Source organism: Conexibacter arvalis (genome assembly GCF_014199525.1).
Classification (GTDB): Bacteria; Actinomycetota; Thermoleophilia; order Solirubrobacterales; family Solirubrobacteraceae; genus Conexibacter; species Conexibacter arvalis.
The window spans coordinates 226,243-244,885 of the sequence record NZ_JACHNU010000007.1 but is presented as its reverse complement, the minus strand read 5'-3'; the positions used below and the strand labels follow the sequence as shown (position 1 = coordinate 244,885).

Annotated in this window: 15 protein-coding genes; 2 read left to right on the top strand and 13 right to left on the bottom strand. The window is 73.9% G+C overall.

Going from position 1 to position 18,643, the window contains the following annotated elements:
* Positions 1-22 precede the first annotated feature (22 nt).
* The 5 genes from BDZ31_RS20650 to pstS all read right to left on the bottom strand — a co-directional run bounded on the left by BDZ31_RS20650 (position 23) and on the right by pstS (position 5,127).
* Positions 23-943 carry a diguanylate cyclase gene (locus BDZ31_RS20650; protein WP_183344666.1) on the bottom strand — a complete coding sequence of 307 codons (921 nt, stop codon included), beginning with the start codon at positions 941-943 and terminating at the stop codon, positions 23-25.
* A gap of 142 nt (positions 944-1,085) precedes the next feature.
* A complete protein-coding gene (gene pstB / locus BDZ31_RS20645; protein WP_183344665.1) occupies positions 1,086-1,973 on the bottom strand; it encodes a phosphate ABC transporter ATP-binding protein PstB in 888 nt (295 codons plus the stop codon).
* A gap of 45 nt (positions 1,974-2,018) precedes the next feature.
* The gene (gene pstA, locus BDZ31_RS20640; protein ID WP_221243216.1) at positions 2,019-3,062 is read right to left on the bottom strand and encodes a phosphate ABC transporter permease PstA; all 1,044 of its coding nucleotides are present in this window, start codon (positions 3,060-3,062) and stop codon (positions 2,019-2,021) included.
* Positions 3,059-4,018: a phosphate ABC transporter permease subunit PstC gene (gene pstC, locus BDZ31_RS20635; protein ID WP_183344664.1), complete on the bottom strand. Its 960-nt coding sequence runs from the start codon at positions 4,016-4,018 to the stop codon at positions 3,059-3,061. The genes pstA and pstC overlap by 4 nt, the downstream gene beginning before the upstream one ends.
* Positions 4,018-5,127, bottom strand: a complete 1,110-nt coding sequence (gene pstS, locus BDZ31_RS20630) for a phosphate ABC transporter substrate-binding protein PstS (RefSeq protein WP_221243215.1) — start codon at positions 5,125-5,127, stop codon at positions 4,018-4,020. Before pstS ends, pstC begins: the two co-directional genes overlap by 1 nt.
* Before the next feature lie 194 nt (positions 5,128-5,321).
* On the opposite strand from pstS, the gene BDZ31_RS20625 reads away from it, so the two are divergent.
* Both BDZ31_RS20625 and phoU read left to right on the top strand, forming a co-directional pair.
* On the top strand, positions 5,322-5,717 hold the full coding sequence (locus BDZ31_RS20625) for a winged helix-turn-helix domain-containing protein (RefSeq protein ID WP_183344662.1): 396 nt from the start codon (positions 5,322-5,324) through the stop codon (positions 5,715-5,717).
* Positions 5,714-6,424, top strand: a complete 711-nt coding sequence (phoU, locus tag BDZ31_RS20620; protein ID WP_183344660.1) for a phosphate signaling complex protein PhoU — start codon at positions 5,714-5,716, stop codon at positions 6,422-6,424. The genes BDZ31_RS20625 and phoU overlap by 4 nt, the downstream gene beginning before the upstream one ends.
* A gap of 88 nt (positions 6,425-6,512) precedes the next feature.
* Here phoU and BDZ31_RS20615 read toward each other — a convergent pair whose 3' ends face one another.
* From BDZ31_RS20615 to BDZ31_RS20580, 8 genes are all read right to left on the bottom strand, one after another.
* Positions 6,513-8,795, bottom strand: a complete 2,283-nt coding sequence (locus BDZ31_RS20615) for an ATP-dependent Clp protease ATP-binding subunit (RefSeq protein WP_183344658.1) — start codon at positions 8,793-8,795, stop codon at positions 6,513-6,515.
* A gap of 305 nt (positions 8,796-9,100) precedes the next feature.
* The gene (locus BDZ31_RS20610) at positions 9,101-12,601 is read right to left on the bottom strand and encodes a hypothetical protein (RefSeq protein WP_183344656.1); all 3,501 of its coding nucleotides are present in this window, start codon (positions 12,599-12,601) and stop codon (positions 9,101-9,103) included.
* A gap of 63 nt (positions 12,602-12,664) precedes the next feature.
* Positions 12,665-13,108, bottom strand: a complete 444-nt coding sequence (locus BDZ31_RS20605; protein WP_343075648.1) for a DUF2149 domain-containing protein — start codon at positions 13,106-13,108, stop codon at positions 12,665-12,667.
* Positions 13,105-13,833: a MotA/TolQ/ExbB proton channel family protein gene (locus tag BDZ31_RS20600; RefSeq protein WP_183344654.1), complete on the bottom strand. Its 729-nt coding sequence runs from the start codon at positions 13,831-13,833 to the stop codon at positions 13,105-13,107. The genes BDZ31_RS20605 and BDZ31_RS20600 overlap by 4 nt, the downstream gene beginning before the upstream one ends.
* A complete protein-coding gene (locus BDZ31_RS20595; RefSeq protein ID WP_183344652.1) occupies positions 13,830-15,122 on the bottom strand; it encodes a PKD domain-containing protein in 1,293 nt (430 codons plus the stop codon). Before BDZ31_RS20595 ends, BDZ31_RS20600 begins: the two co-directional genes overlap by 4 nt.
* Before the next feature lie 26 nt (positions 15,123-15,148).
* Positions 15,149-16,279 (bottom strand): bifunctional glycosyltransferase family 2/GtrA family protein, encoded by a 1,131-nt coding sequence (locus tag BDZ31_RS20590; RefSeq protein WP_183344651.1) that lies wholly within the window; start codon positions 16,277-16,279, stop codon positions 15,149-15,151.
* A gap of 126 nt (positions 16,280-16,405) precedes the next feature.
* A complete protein-coding gene (locus tag BDZ31_RS25620; RefSeq protein ID WP_183344650.1) occupies positions 16,406-17,932 on the bottom strand; it encodes a sensor histidine kinase in 1,527 nt (508 codons plus the stop codon).
* The gene (locus tag BDZ31_RS20580) at positions 17,932-18,639 is read right to left on the bottom strand and encodes a response regulator transcription factor (protein WP_183344649.1); all 708 of its coding nucleotides are present in this window, start codon (positions 18,637-18,639) and stop codon (positions 17,932-17,934) included. The genes BDZ31_RS25620 and BDZ31_RS20580 overlap by 1 nt, the downstream gene beginning before the upstream one ends.
* Positions 18,640-18,643: the final 4 nt, after the last annotated feature.

Below are 18,643 nucleotides of genomic sequence, written 5' to 3'. Positions count from 1 at the left end.
CGGACGCGGCGGGGCCGGCGCGTCAGCCGATCGCCGCCGGGACCGCGCCGCGCGCGTCCTTGGCGGCGTAGAGATGCGCGTCGGCGCGCGCGAGGCAGTCGTCGATCCGCTCGTCGCGCCGCCACGCCGTCACGCCAGCGCACCAGCTGGCGGGATGGGCGCCGCGCAGCCGCTCGACCGCGGTGCGGGCGTCCTCCTCGGCGGTCGCCGGGAACAGCACGACGAACTCGTCGCCGCCGAAGCGCGCGATCAGGTCGCCCGGCCGCAGCGTTCTCTCCCACGCCCGCGCGGCGTCGCGCAGCAGCCGGTCGCCGGCGGCATGGCCGTGGCGGTCGTTGACCGCCTTCAGGCCGTCGAGGTCGATCACCGCGAGCGCGAGCGGGTAGCCGGTCCGGCTCGCCAGCGCCCGCTCGCGGCCGGCCGCCTTGCCGAAGCCGTGGCGGTTGAGCAGGCCCGTCAGGTGGTCGCGGTCGGCCTGCGCGCGCAGCCTCTCGCTCAGCGAGCCGAGCGCGACCGCGGCCGTCCACAGCGTCACGGCCATCATCACGAACTCGATGAAGGTGCCCGGCACCGACGCGACCGCGATCGCGACGCCGAGGCCGATCGTCATCGCGAGCACGTGCAGCTGGACCGCCCGGCGCGAGAAGAAGGTCGCGACGTAGACCGCCAGCCAGGCGAGCGACCAGGCCGTCATCATGATCCCGCCGTTGGTCGCCGACTGGCTGATCAGCAGGCAGGCCGACAGCGACACGAAGGCGACCGTCCCGTGCATCGCCCACCGCGGCGTGCGGGCGCCGGCGAACAGCAGCGCCCCCGCCAGGACGAAGCCGATCGGCGTCAGCGCCCGTCCCAGCTCGACCGGCGCCTGGTCGGAGATCGGGAACAGAACGCCCAGCAGACAGCAGACCGACGCGACCAACACCAGCAGCGCCAGCACGGCCACGTCGGTCGGGATGGTGTGCCGCCATCCCCGCCAGCGAGTTTGGTCCATCGAGAACTGAATTCGGCAGCGAGGGGGTGCGCCTTGAGCAGGCGCGGCCGCGGCGGCCGGCGGCGGACCGGAGTCGGCGCGGCGACGCTGCCGTTCAGCCGAAGCGGCCGCTGATGTACGCCTCGGTCGCCGGGCTCGCCGGAGTCGAGAAGATCGTCTGCGTCTCGTCGATCTCCACGAGCCGTCCCGGATCCCCGCTTCTCTCGATGTTGAAGAAGGCGGTGTAGTCGCTCGCGCGCGCCGCCTGCTGCATGTTGTGGGTGACGATCACGATCGTGAAGCGCTCCTTCAGCTCCGCGATCAGGCTCTCGATCGCGACGGTCGCGATCGGGTCGAGCGCCGAGCAGGGCTCGTCCATCAGCAGCACGTCGGGCTCGACGGCGGTCGCGCGCGCGATGCAGAGCCGCTGCTGCTGGCCGCCCGACAGCCCCGAGCCCGGCTTGTCGAGGCGGTCCTTCACCTCGGTCCAGAGGTGCGCGCCGCGCAGCGCCCTCTCGACGACCTCGTCGAGCTCGGGCTTCTTGATCTTGCGGCGGTTCAGTCTCAGGCCGGCCGCGACGTTGTCGTAGATCGACATCGTCGGGAACGGGTTCGGCTGCTGGAAGACCATGCCGATCTGGCGCCGGACGGCGACCGGGTCGGTGCCCGCCGCGTAGATGTCGCGGCCGTCGAGCTCGACCTTGCCGTCGACGTAGGCGCCCTTCACCAGCTCGTGCATGCGGTTGAGCGAGCGCAGGAAGGTCGACTTCCCGCAGCCCGAGGAGCCGATCAGCGCCGTCACCTTGTTGGGCCGGATCGTCATCGAGACGCCGGCGACCGCGTGGAAGCCGCCGTAGTAGATGTCGAGGTCCCTCGCCTCGATGCTCTTGGCGACGTTGGCCGGGGCCTCCGCCGGGGCCGACGTCGCGGCGTCCCCGAGCGGCGCCTGCAGGGGAGCGTCGGTCGCGTTCGCGTCGCGCACGTCCGCTGAGGGCTGAGACATGTCGTCCGTTCCTTCCTGCTCTGGTTCCATCGTGATCCGCATTCCTCAGCGCTGCCTGACCCCGAACCGGGCGGAGACCAGCCGGGCGACCAGGTTGAGCACCATCACGATCAGCAGCAGCGTCAGCGCCGCCGCCCACGCGCGTGCGATGTAGGGATCTCTCGGGACCCCGGGATTCGAGTACTGGTTGTAGGCGAAGACCGCGAGGTTCTCCATCCGCCCGCCGAAGGGGTTGGCGTTGACGGAGGTGACCGCGCCGGTGGTGATCAGCAGCGGCGCCGTCTCCCCCACGACGCGGGCGATCGCGAGCATCACGCCGGTGACGATCCCGGCGAAGGCCGTCGGCAGGACGACCTTGACGATCGTCAGCCACTTCGGCACGCCGAGGCCGTACGCGGCCTCGCGCAGGTGGTGCGGGACGACCCGCAGCATCTCCTCGGTCGAGCGCACGACGATCGGGATCATCAGCAGCGAGAGGGCGACCGCGCCCATCACGCCGAGCCGGACGCCCGGGCCGAAGATCAGCGCGAACAGCGCGTAGGCGAACAGGCCGGCGACGATCGACGGGATGCCGGTCATCACGTCGACGAAGAACGAGATCGCCTTCGCGAGCCGGCCGCCGCGGCCGTACTCGTGCAGGTAGATCGCCGTCATGACGCCGATCGGGACCGACGCGAGCGTCGCCAGGCCGGTGATCACGAGCGTGCCGACGATCGCGTGCTGGACGCCGCCGCCCTCGCCGACGACCCCGCGCATCGACTCGCTGAAGAGCGCGCCGTCGAAGCGGTCGATGCCGCGCGAGACGACCGTGTAGAGCAGCGAGATCAGCGGCGCGACGGCGAGCGCGAAGGCGCCGGTCACCGTCAGCGTGACCATCCGGTCGCGGGCGCGGCGCGAGCCTTCGACCGCCAGCGACCAGGGGATCAGCGCGACGACCGTCGCCGCCGCGCCGACGAGCACGGCGACGACCAGCGCGACGCCGGCCAGCAGCGCCAGCAGGCCGGCCGCGACGCCCGCGCCGCCGGCGGCCCACGGTGCCCAGGTGGGCAGGACGCGATGGTCCTCCCAGGTCCAGCTCGAGGCGCTCACCGTCCCTCCTTCTTCTCTCGGCGGTTGATGACGGCGCGCGCTGCCATGTTGACCGCGAGCGTGATGGCGAACAGCACGAGGCCGGAGGCGATCAGCGCGTTGATCGCGATGCCCGAGGACTCCGGGAAGTCGAGCGCGATGTTGGCGGCGATCGTCGACGGGTTCGACGAGCTGATCAGGTTGAAGGTGACGATCCCCGAGACGGAGAGGATGATCGTGACGGCCATCGTCTCGCCGAGCGCGCGGCCGAGGCCGAGCATCGAGCCGCTGATGACGGCCGAGCGGCCGAACGGCAGCACCGCCATGCGGACCATCTCCCAGCGGGTCGCTCCGAGCGCCAGCGCCGCCTCCTCGTGGGCGCGCGGCGTCTGCGCGAAGACCTCGCGGGCGATCGCGGTGATGATCGGCAGGATCATCACGGCGAGCACGAGCCCGGCGACGAGCATCGTGCGGCCGGTCACCGAGGCGGGGCCCTCGAAGAACGGCAGGAAGCCGACGTGGTCGGCGAGCCAGGCGTTGATGTCACGCGAGGCCGGCGCGAGCACCGAGACGCCCCAGAGGCCGTAGACGACGCTCGGGACGGCGGCCAGCAGGTCGATCACGTAGCCGAGCCCGGCCGCGATCCGCCGCGGCGCGTAGTGGCTGACGAACAGCGCGATCGCGACCGCGAACGGGACGGCGATGATCGCCGCGAGGACGGCCGCCAGCACCGTGCCGAAGGCGAGCGGCGCGATGTAGTCGACGAGCCCCTCGCCGCCGGGGATTCTCTCCGCCGGCGCGGTGATCGCCGGCCACGCCTCGATCAGCAGGAATATCGCGACACCGGCGAGGACGACGAGGATCCCGATCCCCGCCCCCTTGGCGACGCCGCTGAAGACGCGGTCGCCGAGCCGCTGCGGAACGCCGGAGGCGAGCGCCTCCGGCTTCCGCGCCGCCCGCTCAGGGGCGAGCTCCACTAGCTGCCGCTCCCGATCGCGTCGATCGACGGCTGGATCTGGGCGCGCAGGGCGTCGGAGAGCGGAGCCGAGCCGGCTGCGCTCGCGGCGGCCTCCTGACCCTCGGGGCTGGTGATGTAGCCCATGTACGCTCTCGTCAGCGCGGCCGTTCTGGCGTTGTCGTAGTTGATGCACGCGACGCCGTAGGAGACGAGCACGATCGGGTAGGTGCCCGACTCGGTCGTGTCGCGTCTCAGCTCGTAGGCGAAGATGTGCTCGCCGCCGCCCTCGACGCGTCTCGACGCCTCGAGGATCGCGGCCGCGGCCTCCGGCGTCGGGCCGGTGTACTCGCTGCCGACCTGGATCAGCGCGTGGCCGAGGTCGGCCGCCTGGCTGGCGTCGGCGTAGCCGATCGTGCCCTCGCCCGCGGCGACGGCGTCGACGACGCCGGAGGTGCCGTCGGCGGCCTCGCCGCCTCTGACCGGCCAGTCGCCGCTGACCTCGAATCTCCACACGTCGCCCGCGACGGCGGCGAGGTACTCGGCGAGATTCTCGGTCGTGCCCGACTCGTCGGAGCGGTGGACCGGCGTGATGCGCGTGTCCGGCAGGTCGGCGTCCGGGTTGTCTCTCGCGATCGCCGCGTCGTCCCACTGCGTGATCTCGCCGGCGAAGATCGCCGCGAGCGTTCTCGGCGAGAGTCTCAGCTCCTCGACGCCGGGCAGGTTGTAGATGACCGCGATCGGCGAGATGTAGACCGGGACCTCGACGACGTCGGTGCAGACTCTCGCCGCGGCTCTCAGCTCCTCCTCGTCGAGCGCCGAGTCGGTGCCGGCGAAGGCGACGCCGCCCGCGATGAACTGCTCGCGGCCGCCGCCCGAGCCGATCGGGTCATACGAGATCGTCGTGTCGGGGTTGGCCTCCTGGAAGCCCGCGATCCACGCCTCCGCGGCTGCAGCCTGCGAGGAGGCGCCGGCGCCGGCGATCGAGCCCGCGAGCTGCGCCGAGCTGGCGCCGCCGGCCGTGGTGCTGGCGGTCGTGCTGTCGTCGTCGTCGCTGCTGCCGCAGGCGGCGGCGCCGATGGCGAGCGCGACGCAGGAGAGCAGCGTCGTCGTCTTGCGGGGGAATCTCACAGAAGCTCCTTCATTCCTCATCTCGGTTGCGCAGATCACGGAATCAGGAGGTGGTTGCCAGTCTGTTACCGACTCGTCGCCGGGATGTGACCTTCTTGTGAACGCAGTCGTGAAACGCCGTGAACACACCGCCTTCACGTTCGGTTCACGACTCGGTAACTTCGCGATCACGGTGCGGGTCGATCCTTGCGTTCGTGAGTTCACGCGACGCGAGAGAGCGGCTGCGGGCCGGAGGGCTCGACGTGGTTCCCGCGGCCTACACGGCGCGCGCGGGCGGCGGGGTCGTCCCGCTCACCCCGCGCGAGTTCGAGCTGCTCGTCGAGCTGATGCGCCGGCCCGACGAGGTGCTGACGCGCGAGCACCTCTACGAGCGCTGCTGGGGCCAGCCGATGGCGCCCAGCGACCGGGCCGTCGACGTCTACGTCCGCAAGCTGCGCGCCAAGCTCGAGCGGGCCGTGCCCGACCACGCGTTCATCCACACGCACTACCGGCTCGGCTACCGCTTCTCGCCGCAGCCGACCGAGCCGGCGCAGAGCGCCGCGCGCGAACGCGAAGCAAGCGAGGCGGCCGTCTTCAGGCAGGCCCGGTGAACGGCAGCGACCACCGCATCGCGTTCCGCACCGAGCTCGCCGAGCTGGAGGAGCTGACGCTCGACGGCCTCGACATGGCGCTCGTGCAGCTGGAGCGCGCAATCGAGGCGCTCGAGCACCAGGACATGGCGCTCGCGACGGCGGTCGTGAGGGGCGACGACGCGCTCGACGCGCGCTACCTCGTGCTGCACGAGCGGCTGCTGGCGCTGCTCGCGCTGCAGGCGCCGGTGGCGGCCGACCTGCGGCTGACCGCGGCGCTGTTCCACGTCGCGCGGATCATGGAGCGGATGGGAGACCAGTGCGTCAACGTCGCCAAGCTCGTCCCGCTCGACGGCCATCACCCGCCGGTCCATCGGATCCTGCTCGAGGAGCTCGGCGTGATGGGACGGCTCGCCGCCGCCGAGGTCGAGCAGGCGCGCCGGGCGTTCGCGACCCGCGACCTCGCGCTCGCGCGCGACCTGCTGCTGGAGGACCGCGACGTCAACGAGCTGAACCGGCGCGTCTTCCACTTCGCCTGGCAGAGCGGCGACGACCCCGACGCGCGCGAGTGGGCGATGCACATGATCCTCGCCGCCCGCGCGATCGAGCGGATCGGCGATCAGGCGATCGACGTCGGCGAGCAGCTCGCCTTCGTCCTCACCGGCACCTTCGAGGAGTTCCGCGACGCCTCGCACCCGTCGGCGAGCGACGCCGCCGACGCGGTCTGAGGACGCGGCGTCGGGAGACGTCGCCGAACGACGACCGGCCGGCCCGCGTGGCGGGCCGGCCGGTGGACGTGCGGGGACGCAGGGGGTGCTACGCGGCGACCGGCTCGGCGACCTCCGCCGGCTCGATCGTCAGCGCGATCTCGCCGTCGGCGTCGCTGGCGCGGACCTTGTCGCCGTCGTGCAGCCGGCCCTCGACGATCGCCTTCGTCAGCTCCTTCTCCAGCGTGCGGCGCACGTGGCGCTGGAGCGGACGGGCGCCGTACTGCGGGTCGAAGCCCTCGCGCGAGAGGCGCGCGATCAGCTCCGGCTCGACCTCCAGGTCGATGCCGCGCTCGTCGTCGATCCGGACCTCGACGCGGCCGACGATCAGCTCGCCGATCCGCTCGATCTGCTCGGCGCTGAGCGCATCGAAGACGACCAACTCGTCGATCCGGTTGACGAACTCCGGCAGGAAGGCCCGCTTGGCGGCGGCGATCATCTGCTCGGCCGCCTGCTCGGGCTCGTCGGCGCCGTCGCCGGCGGCGGCGAAGCCGAGGCCGCGCTTCTTCGCCTGGGGCGCGCCGAGGTTCGACGTCATCACGAGCACCGTGTTGGCGAAGTCGACCGTGCGGCCCTCGCCGTCGGTCAGGCGCCCGTCGTCCATCACCTGGAGCAGGACGTTCCAGACCTCGGGGTGGGCCTTCTCGATCTCGTCGAGCAGCACGACGCTGTAGGGACGCCGGCGCACCGGCTCGGTCAGCTGGCCGCCGTCGCCGTAGCCGACGTAGCCGGGCGGCGACCCGATCAGCCGCGCCACCGTGTGCGGCTCGCGGAACTCGGACATGTCGATCCGGACCAGCGACTTCTCGGTGCCGAACAGCCGCTCGGCCAGCGCCTTCACCAGCTCGGTCTTGCCGACGCCGGTCGGGCCGAGGAACAGGAAGGTGCCGAGCGGGCGGTCGCCCTCCGACAGCCCGACGCGGGCGCGCCGGATCGTGTCGGCGACCGTCTCGACGGCGCGGTCCTGGCCGATCACGCGGGCGTGCAGGTCGTCCTCCAGCTCCTGGAGCTTCTCCAGCTCGCCGGCGACCAGCTCGCCGACCGGGATCCCGGTCCGCGCGGCGACGACCGCCGCGACGTCGGTCTCCGTGACGGCCTGCCCCGTGACGGGGGCGTCGTCGGAGCCGTCCTCGGGCGCCAGCGCCTCGAGCTGCTGCTCGACCTTCGCGATCCGCTCCTTGATCTCGGCCGCGTCCTCGTAGGACTCGGCGTCGACCGCCGCCTGCTTCTCGGCGACGAGGTGCTCCAGCTCGTGCTGCAGCTTCGCCACGTCGGAGCTCTCGCCGTGCAGGTGCACGCGCGCGGAGGCCTGGTCGACGAGGTCGATCGCCTTGTCCGGCAGGTGGTACTCGGTCACGTAGCGGTCCGACAGCCGGGCCGCCGCATCGAGGGCCGCGTCGGCGATCTTGACCTTGTGGTGCTGCTCGTAGGCGGGACGCAGCCCGCGCAGGATCTCGACCGTCGCCGCGACGCTCGGCTCATCGACGTGGACCGCCGCGAACCGCCGCGCGAGCGCGCCGTCCTTCTCGATCTTGCGGAACTCCGCCAGCGTCGTCGCGCCGATCACGCGCAGCTCGCCGCGGGCGAGCAGCGGCTTCAGCAGGTTGGCGGCGTCCATCGCGCCCTCCGCCCCGCCGGCGCCGACGATCGTGTGCAGCTCGTCGATGAAGAGGACGGTCTTGCCCTCCGTCGCGACGACCTCCTCCAGCGCGCCCTTGAGCCGCTGCTCGAACTGGCCGCGGAACTGGGCGCCGGCGACCATGCCGCCGAGGTCGACGGCGACGATGCGCACGTCCTTCAGCGTCTCGGGGACCTCGCCCTGCGCGATCCGCAGCGCCAGGCCCTCGGCGATCGCGGTCTTGCCGACGCCGGCCTCGCCGATCAGCACGGCGTTGTTCTTGCGCCGGCGCGCGAGCACCTCGATCGTCTGCGCGATCTCCTCGTCGCGGCCGATGACCGCGTCGATCTTGCCCGCGCGCGCGTCGGCCGTCAGGTCGCGGCCGAACTGGTCGAGGGTCGGGGTGTCGCTGCCGCCCGCGCCGCCGCCGTCGGCGGCCGGCCGGCGAGCGCCGGGGGCCCAGGCCGGACCGGCCTGCGGGAAGCCGCCGCGGCCGCGCGGGGACTGGCCGCCGGCGATCGGCGGGAAGGGGCCGAAGGGACTCGGGCGCGACGGCGTGTCGCCGGCCGAGCCGGCCAGCAGCGTGCGCGCGCAGGTCTCGCAGAGCGCGCCATCGACGCGCTGCCCCTGTGCGGACCACGCCACGGGGACGGTCCCCGGGCGCTGCCCGCAGACGGCGCAGAGGGCGCCGCCGGAATGCTCGTGATTGGCCATGTGGATGATCGCTCTCTTCGGTGTGATCTAAGTGGTGTTGACTCAGATTAGCACCAGTGCTTGCGCACGCAACTAGCTGTGAGCGACCGCACACAGGCCGCCGTCGCTCCACGCGGCGGCCCGGCAGCGGCAGTGCGCGGCAGGCGCAGCGCCCGTCTCGCGATGCAGGCAGACGATCGCCGTGATCGAGGGTTACGCGGAGCACGTGACGAGCGGCGCGGCCGGGGCGAACGGGACGACGGGTCGGAGCGAACGGGCCTGGCGCAGCGCGCCGGCCGGCGCGCCGCGGCCGCGCGCTCCCGCCCTCAGCGCCGCACGCGTGCGGCGGCGCCGGAGCGGCCGGCGGCGTCGCGGGCGGTCACGACGACCGTCACGCGCTCCCTGCGCCCGACGCCGGCGACCCGCACGCTGCGGGCGCGCGCGCCGAGCAGGCGCAGCTGTCTGCGGCCGTCGGCGACCTCGATCCGCACCGCGTAGGTGCGCGCGCCGGCGACGCCGCGCCACCGCACCGTCGCCGCCTTCGCGCCGCGGGCGATCCGCAGGCCGCGCACGCGCGCGAGGCGCCTCGGCGGCGGCGCCGTGTAGCGGGCGACCGTTCGCTCCAGCCGCGGCAGGCCGTCGCGCGTGACGAGCGCGACGACGTCGCGGCGTCCGCGCGGGCCGGGCGCGGGCGCGAAGCGGATCGTCCCCGCGGCCCGTCTCGCCGTGCCGATCGTCCGCTGCCCGCCGCTCCAGCGCTCGACGAAGGTCGTCGCGAGGCCGCCGCCGCGCGTCGCGCGGTAGCGCAGCGTCCGCGCTCTCCCCCGCCCGCCGACGCGCGCGCTCACCCGCGGCGCCGGCAGCGCCGCGGCGCGCGCGACCTCGCGGATCGCGGGACCGGCCGGATCGGCCTCGATCCGCCACGTCCCGGCCGCCGGTCTGCGCACCGCGACGAAGGTCGCGGCCAGTTCGGCGACCTGCCGCGCGTAGGCCGGCTGGCCCGCGACCGCCTCGGCGCTCGGCACGATCCGCTCGCCAGACGGCGACACCAGCACGACCGCCGGCGCGCCGCCCTCGCCCGCGACCCGCACGCTCAGCAGCGCCGTCCCGCGCGCGACCGTCACGGCCCCGTCGGCCGCGGCCCGCGCACCGGGCCCAGGCGCGTCGCCCGCCGCCCGCGCACCGCCGCCCGCGCCCGCCCGCGCCGCGCCGGCCGGCGCGGTCACCCGCGCGCCCCCGTCATCCCCCGCCCGCGCTGCGCCGGCCGGCGCGCTCACGCGGTAGGGGCCGAGGTCGCAGGAGCCGAACATCAGGTCGACGTCGGTGATCGCCGCGCCCCAGCGGTAGCCGAAGCCGTAGTCGACGATCTGCGTCACGCAGGCCCCGATCCCGCGGCTGGAGAGGACCGCCTCGCCGCGGGCCGGGCAGATGCCGGCGATGCAGACCGCGCCCTTTACGTCGCCGCCGAAGCTGCGCGAGCGGAGGTCGACGAACGCGTTCAGCGACCCTTCGACGCTCACGCCGGGCAGCCCGACCGAGACCGCGCCGCGCGCGCTCGCGAAGCCGTCGGTGCGGACGACCAGCCGCGTGTTCGCGACCGGGAAGCTGAACAGCTTGCCGGTGCCGTCGAAGGTGAACGTGATCGGGTCGCGGAAGGCGGCCGTCAGTCTGCCGTCGACCTCGACCGCGTAGAGCGGCCCGGCCGGGACGACGCCGATGCCGGCGCCGACCGACAGCGTCAGCGGGTCGATCGCGAAGCCGCCGGAGACGTGCGACAGGTAGGAGGCGGCGAACGGGTCGAGCGGCAGGCCCGGGCGCGGGAAGGTCAGTCTCAGCGAGCCCTCCCTGAAGGCGCCGCCGGCGAAGCGGACGCCGGCCGCGAGCTTCGCGCCGCCCGGTTGCGGCGGCAGCCCGAGCTGCGCTCTGCCGGCCCACTGGTCGCCGCCGGCGGTGTAGGAGACGAGCAGGTCCTCCAGCAGCACCGGTCCGATGAACGCCTGCTCGACGGCGATCCGGAGCGTGTCGACGTGCAGGCCGCGGCGGTTGTCCGCTCTCAGGACGGCGTCGCCGCGGATGCCGCCGAACGCCTTCGGCAGGCCGAGCGAGACCGGGATGCAGACGGCGTCCGGGGTCATGAAGACGTCGATCGAGCCGGCGATCGAGAAGCCCTTCAGCAGCGCGCCGCCGGCGTTGAAGCTCGCCAGCCGCTGGCCGCGGCAGCCGCCGATCGGCCCGCCGCCGCCGGCGGCCGCGGCGCTCTCGTCTCTCAGCGACAGGTGCAGCTCGCCGCGGAAGAGCACGATCGGGTCGATCCCCGGCGCCCGCAGCTGGACCCGCACCGCGCCGGTCGTGTCGATCGTCCGCGCGCGGGCGTTCAGCAGGATCCGCGTGCTCCCCTCCGGGATCACCTCCAGCCCGTTCAATCTCAGCGGCCCCTCGGAGACCTTCACGCCCGCTCTGCCGGAGGCGCTCAGCAGGCAGCCGCCGTCGGCGAGCACCCGCACCGACCCGAACGAGATCCGCTGGCAGGTCTCGACGACGCTCGGATCGCCGGCGCCGCCGGCGAGGTTGCCGAGGCCGGGCGCGCCGGTCGGCCGCTGGGAGCCGAACGGGACCGCGACGATCGCGCCGGGCGCACCGCCCGGCGCCTCGTGCGTGACGACGAAGCCGCCGCCGTCGGCGGCGGCGCCCGCGTCGCTCGCCCAGACGCCGGTCGCGATCGGCACCCTGCGCAGCGTCAGCGCCGCCGACCAGCGGACGCCGTCGGAGGAGGTCCGCAGCAGCAGCCGCTCGTCGGAGCCGACCTGCTGCCGGTAGGTCGCGGTCAGCCGGCCGGATCCGTCCTGGACGAGGTCGCCGATCGCGCTGTTCGCCGTCTGCGGGATCTTCGCCGGCGCGCCGAGGCCGCCGCGCGTGACGCGCCGCACGACCTGCTCGCGCGCGGCGTCGGCGGTGCGCGTCAGCAGGAAGGTCCCGGCCGGGCCGCTCGCCAGCCGCGGCTCCTCGCCGGGGAAGCTCTGGTCGGTCCAGGTGCCGGGATCCTGCGGGTCGCCCTGCCCCGACCAGATCCGCACGTGGACGACGCTGGAGATCGTCGCGAAGGCGACGGCGACCGTCCCGCCCTCGAACGGCGCGGCAGCCGAGTCGATCCCGTCGGGGCCAAGGTTGCCGGTCGTGCCGCTGTAGCGGCCGGGCGCGATCGACTGGAAGAACGCCCCGCCGGTCTGCGTGTCGGAGATCAGGCCGATCCGCGGCGCCTCGGGCGGCCCCCACACCGCCGGCTCGCCCGAGGTCTGGCCGCTGCCGACCAGCGCGGGCGGGCCGAAGCTCGAGCCGCCGTCCTCGGAGGCGAACAGGTAGGTGTTCGACGCGCTGGTCTGGCCGTCGGGCGTCGGGACGACGTTCGGGTAGCGGTTGGTCAGCAGCGCCAGCTGGCCGTTCAGCGCGAGCACGCGCGGGACGCCGACGTCGTTGTTGAACGCGGGCGCGTTGCCCTCGTCGTACGGCTGGGCCGGGACGAGCGCCTGGCTCGCCTCACAGCCGCTCCCGCCGCGTCTGAGGCGGCAGTAGCGCAGCGTGTCGGGCTGGCCGGGCGTGCGCTCGTTCCAGACGACGTGCGCGGTCCCGGCCGCGTCGACCAGCAGCTGCGGTCTCTCGCCGGCCTGCGCCAGCACGACCGCTCTCGGCGGCGGGAGCGGGGCGGTTCTGGGGATCCGCTTGGTGCCTCTGTAGCCGGGGCTCTTGTACGTCTTCGCGGCCGGCGCGGCGGCGGGCGCGAGGGCGGCTGCGCCGACGAGGGCGGCGAGCAGCGGCAGCGAACGGACCATGATTCGGCGCATTTCGCGCCATCGTCCCACAGCGGCGCAACCGCGTGGGGAAGCTCGACGGATCTACGGGGTCGTCGTCGCGTCGGGCGGCGCGCCGGGCGTCGCCGCGCCCGCGTCGGCGCCGCTCGCGGCGCCGTCTCTGCTCGCCGGCACGATCACGGTGCGGCCGTCGGCGAGTCTGTACACGGTGCCGACCTCCTCGCCCTGGCCGAGCACTCTCTCGCCCGGTCTGACCTCGATCGTTCTGACCTCGTCTCTTCTTCTGACGAGGATCGAGCCGACCGGCGCGCGCTCCCCTCTCGCCTGCTCCCTTCTGCCGGCGAGGACGTCGTCGGTCAGGTTGAGCGACGACAGCGACGCCAGCAGGAAGGCGATCGACAGCACGATGCCGAGGTCGAAGAGGTTGACGAGGCCGTCGAGCGGATCGCCGGCGCGGTCCTCGCGCGAGCGCGCTCGCGGGCGGATCGTCGGCTGGCCGGGGCCGCCCGGAGCGGGCGGGCCGCTCACGGCTGCGCCTCGGCGCTCAGCTTCTCGGCCGCCGACTCCATCCCGACGCTCTGGCGCGGATGCGTGTGGAGGGCGGGCGCCGGCGGCGGCGCGCTCGGCGGGATGCTCGACGGGACCGACGCGAGCTGCGCGTTGACGTACTCGACGTCGGAGTAGTCCTGGTCGTACATGCGGTCGCGCACGAGCGAGACCGCGAAGGCGATCGCGCCGACGAGCAGGCCGGCGACCGTGACGCTGAATGCGACGCGCAGGTCGTCGGTCAGCCGCTGCACGTCGCCGTCGCCGAGCGCGGCGAGCGCCGGCGAGAGCGGGATCAGCGTGCCCATCAGGCCGAGCGCCGGGCCCATCCGCACGAGGATGCGGGTCCGCTCCAGCCGCTTGACGGAGCGGTAGTCGTACTCGGCGAGCCGCTTGGCGATGCGGTTGGCGGCGTCGGGATGGTCGCGCTGCTCGACCGTCGCGGCGAGCGCCTCGTTCATCGCCTCGTTGTAGCCGAGGCTCGTGACCGCGCGCAGGGCGGTCGCCCTGTCGCCGCTCGCGAGCGCATCACGCGCGAGGTCGACGGCGTGCTCGGTGCGCGCGACGCTGCGGACGCGGCGGCGGCGGGCCTCGGCCAGCAGCGCGCCGGCCTCCGCGATCGCCAGCACCAGCGCGATCACCGACATGAGCAGCACCGGGTAGCGGAGCGCGTCGGAGATCTCGAAGAGGATGTTCTCGATCGTCATGGCTTGAAGTACGGGAGCGTCGTGCGCGATTCGAGCGTCCATCCAAGCAGGCCGAGGCCGAGGACGCCGACGAGGACCCAGACGAGCGCCGGGATCTCGAGCGGGCCGTCGCGGTCGTCGTCGAGCAGGTCCGGGGTCGCCGCGGCCGCTCTGACGGCGCCGCCGGTCGGCAGCGGGACGTTCGCGGCGGCGAGCAGGTAGCCGTCGACCGTCTCGCCGACCGGCTCGGGCGCGGGCGCTCTTCTCGGCGGCGATCTGCGCTCGGCTCTCGGCGCCGGCGGCGGAGGCGTCGCGGGGGTCGCCGGCGGGCTCCAGCCGCCGGTCGTCGCGCCGCCGGCCCCGCCGGTGCCGTCACCGCCGTCGGTGCCGATGCCGGAGCCCTCCTCGGAGAGCAGGTCGTCGTCGCCGTCGCCGGCGCCGCCGCCCGCTCTGTCTCTGCCGCCTCTCTTGCTGGCGTTTCTCGCCGATCTGTCGCGGCTCGGTCTTCTCTTGCCCAGGACGGTGACGCTGGTGCTCGGCGCGACGAAGGCGTCTTCGCCGTACGGCTCGCCGTCGACGAGGTAGTTGACGATCACGTTGTAGGTGCCGGCCTTCGAGAAGGTCCGCGTCATCTCGTTGTCGCGGTTGCGCACGGTCGCTCTGTCGTCGTTGAAGTCCCAGACGAACTCGACCGATCCGGGATCGACGTCGAGCGGGAGCGTCGCCGTGAGCGTCACCTGCTGGCCGACCTCGACGGTCGCGGGGTGGGCGGTCAGCGTCGGCTCGGAGCCGATCCGGAGCGTCAGGACGCCGTTCTCCGCGTACGCGATCTCGGTCTCGACCGCGTTGTTCCCCGGGCGCAGCAGGGCGAGCATGCCTGACTGGCTCATGAAGACGACCGGCGGCGCGAACGCCCTGCTGGTCAGGTGCAGGCGCGAGATCACCATCGCCTCGCCTCTGTTGTTGGTCAGCCCGATCGAGCTGATCGACTCGACGCGGATCTGCGCCTTGCGCAGGACGTCGACGAGCCCGAGGGCGCTGATGACCTTGTTGCCTCCGTCCGGCATCTCCTGGTTGCGCTCGATGACGGGGGTGCCCCTCAGCGAGGACCACGAGATCATCTGCGGCTGGCGCCCGTTCCCGTATTCGATCCGGATGTGCTGGTCGGCTGGCGGAAGCTCCCCCCCTCCCGGCTGGTCCTGTGCGTGCGCCGGCAGCGCCAGCGCGGCGAGCAGCGCGAGCATCCCCAGCAGCGCGCGCAGCGGGCGCGCGAGGCTCGGGCTGGGATCTCTGGCGGTGCGACGACGCATGGGCGCCAGATGGACGCTAACAGGATTTAGGCGACCCTAACGCCGTCGTCGCTCCACGTGCGCCGCGCGAACACCCAGCTCTTGAGCGCCACGTAGCGCGTCACGGTCGCCGCCAGGCTCGCGAGCACGAGCACGCTCAGCTCGACCCAGCGGGCCGGCGTGGCGTCGATCCCGTGCAGCGTCGCCAGCGCGCCGCTCGTCAGCGCGAGCGTCAGCACGAACACGACGACGCCGAGCGCGTGCTGGCGCATCCGGTCGACGCGGCCCCGCAGGCCGAAGGTCCAGCGCCGGTTGGCGGCGGTGTTGCCGACCGCCGTCGCCGCCAGCGCGAGGCCGTTGGCGAGGCCCGCGGCGACCGCCAGCCCCGAGGTCAGCAGCAGGAACAGCAGCGCGTAGGCGGCCGTCGAGGCGGCGCCGACCGACATGAACCGGACGACGGGGCTGGCGACGAGCAGCCGGCCGACGCCGCGCAGGTCGGTGAGTGCCGTCGCGACGATGTCGACGCGCGAGTCGGGGTCGTCGACCCAGTCGACCGGCACCTCGTGGATCCTCAGGCCGCGCCGCTGCGCGAGCACGAGCAGCTCCGTGTCGAAGAACCAGCCGTCGTCCCTCACGTCGCGCAGCAGGCCCGGCAGCGCGTCGGAGCGAACCGCCTTGAAACCGCACTGGGCGTCGCTGAAGCGGGCGCGCAGGACGGTGTGGAGGATCGCGTTGTAGGCGCGCGAGATCAGCTCGCGCTTGGGGCCGCGCACGACGCGCGCGCCATACGCCAGCCGCGAGCCGATCGCGACGTCGCTGTGGCCGGAGAGCAGCGGCGCGACCAGCGGCAGCAGCGCGCGCAGGTCGGTCGAGAGGTCGACGTCCATGTAGGCGACGACGCGCGCGTCGCTGGCCGACCAGGCGGTTCGCAGCGCGCGGCCGCGTCCCTTCTGCTCCAGGCGCAGCGCGCGGACCGCGCGCAGCTCGCCGGCGAGGCGGTCGGCGATCTGCGGGGTCGCGTCGGTCGAGGCGTTGTCGGCGACGACGATCCGCCAGCTGAACGGGAACTCAGCCGAGAGGAAGCGGTGGAGGCGCCGCACGGACGGTTCGAGCGCCGCCTGCTCGTTGTGGACGGGGACGACGATCTCGACCTGGGGCGCCGGGTGGGCGGTGAGCATGGATCGAGCGTCGACGCCGGCCGTGCGAGCAGGCCGGGAGTCGCCTGAGAGCTTCCTGAGCGCGGACCTCTGTCATCCGATGGGCCTCCTCGACCCGCTGGATGACAAAGCTCCGCGGCGCTGCGGTCAGGCCGGCAGCTCGACCGTGAAGAGCGCCCCGCCGCCGGGGGCGTCGGCGGCCGTCACCGTGCCGCCGTGGGAGCCGACGATGCCGGCGACGATCGCGAGGCCGAGGCCGGCGCCGCCCTGCCCGCGCGCGCGGCCGCGCTCGTCGCGCCAGAAGCGCTCGAACAGCTCGCCGGGGTCGTCGGTCGGCAGGCCGGGGCCGTGGTCGCGGACGCTGAGGCGGACCGTGCGCGGGGTGAGCTCGGCCGGCTCAGGCCCGGACCGCGGGTCGTCCGCCCACAGCGACCCGCCGGGCGGCGGTTCCCCCGCCCCGCGCGCCGGCTCGACGGTCACCTCGACCGGCGTCCCGTCGGGCGTGTGGACGAGCGCGTTGCGCAGCAGGTTGGCGAGCACCTGCCGGAGCTGGTGGGCGTTGCCGTCGACGACCGCGCCGCCCGCTTGCGGCGCGTGCAGCTCGATCCGCCGCGCAGGCGCGGCGGCGCGCGCGTCGTCGACCGCGTCGCGCGCGAGCGGGACGAGGTCGACCGGCCCGTGCTCGGCCTCCCGCACCTCGTCGAGGCGGGCGAGCGCGAGCAGGTCCTCGACCAGGACACCCATCCGCGCCGCCTCCTCCTCGATCCGCCGCATCGCCTTCTCGGTCTCCTCAGGGGAGCGGGCGGCGCCGATCCGGAACAGCTCGGCGTAGCCGCGGATCGAGGCGAGCGGGGTGCGCAGCTCGTGCGAGGCGTCGGCGAGGAAGCGGCGCAGACGCTCCTCGCTCCGACGGCGCTGGTCGAAGGCGACCTCGAGCCGGTCGAGCATGCCGTTGAAGGCGACGCCGAGCCGGCCGGCCTCGCTGCGGGGGTCGGTCGCCTCGACGCGCTGGGAGAGGTCGCCGCCGGCGATCCGGCCGGCGGTGTGGGTCATGCGGTCGAGCGGCAGCAGCCCGACGCGCACGAGCAGCCACGCGCCGACGCCGAGCGCGATCAGCACGCCGGCGATCACCAGCCCTTCGACGAGCAACAGCCGGTCGAGCGTCTGGTCGACGTCGGTCAACGGGATCGCCGCGACGATCGAGCCGCCGCCGACCGGGTCGCCGAGCACGCGCACGCGGAAGTCGACGTCGCCCTCGCGCGCGCCGGACGTGAAGGTCGCGTCGCGCTCGAGCGTCGCCGGCAGCCGCGGCTGCGGCGGCGTCGCGGCCGACTCGCCGTAGACGACGACGACCGGCCGGCCGACCTGCTCCCCGTCGGCGTCGAGGCGGGCGCCCCAGGTTCCGGGCGGCAGCGTCGGCGCCGGAGCGGGCGGAGCACCGCCGCCGGGAGCGCGACCGCCCAGCGAGCCGGGGCCGCCGGGCCCGGGCGCCCTGCCGACGCCCTGCTCGGCGAGCGCGTGGGCGAGCTGCGGGCCGGCGTCGCGCAGCTGCTGGTCGACGCGGTCGAGCAGGAACGAGCGCTGCTCGGCGTAGGTGATGCCGGCGAGCGCGAGCAGCCCGACGGCGGCCAGCGCGAGCAGCCCGACGACCAGGCGCGCCCGCAGCGTGTGCATCACGCACGTGCGAGCCGGAGGGCGTAGCCGACGCCGCGGATCGTCTGGATCAGCGGCGGCCCGTGGGCGTCGAGCTTCTTGCGCAGGTAGCTGATGTAGGTCTCCAGCACGCGCGCGTCGCCGCCGAAGTCGTAGCTCCAGACGTGCTCGAGCAGCTGCGCGCGCGTCAGCACGCGGCGCGGGTTGAGCATCAGGTAGCGCAGCAGCCGGTACTCGGTCGCGGTCAGCTCGATCTGCTCGCCGGCGCGGGTGACCTCGCGCGTGTCCTCGTCGAGCTCGACGTCCTCGAAGGTCAGCCTGCTCGACTCCGGCTCGGCCATGCCGGTGCGGCGCAGGATCGTGCGGATGCGAGCGACCAGCTCCTCGAGGCTGAACGGCTTCGTGACGTAGTCGTCGCCGCCGACGGTGAGGCCGCGGACTCTGTCGTCGGTGGCGTCGCGGGCGGTCAGGAAGACGATCGGGACGCGGGCGCGCTCGGCGCCGAGCCGTCTGGCGACCTCGAAGCCCTCCATGTCGGGCAGCATCACGTCGAGCACCATCAGGTGCGGGCTGAACGCCCGCACCCGCTGGAGCGCCTCCGTCCCGGTCGCCGCCGAGGCGACCTCGAAGCCCTGGTATCTGAGCGCCATCGCGATCACGTCGACGATGTTCGGCTCGTCGTCGACCACGAGGACGCGGTGGCGCTGCGGTTCGCCGGCTGCGGTCATGGCC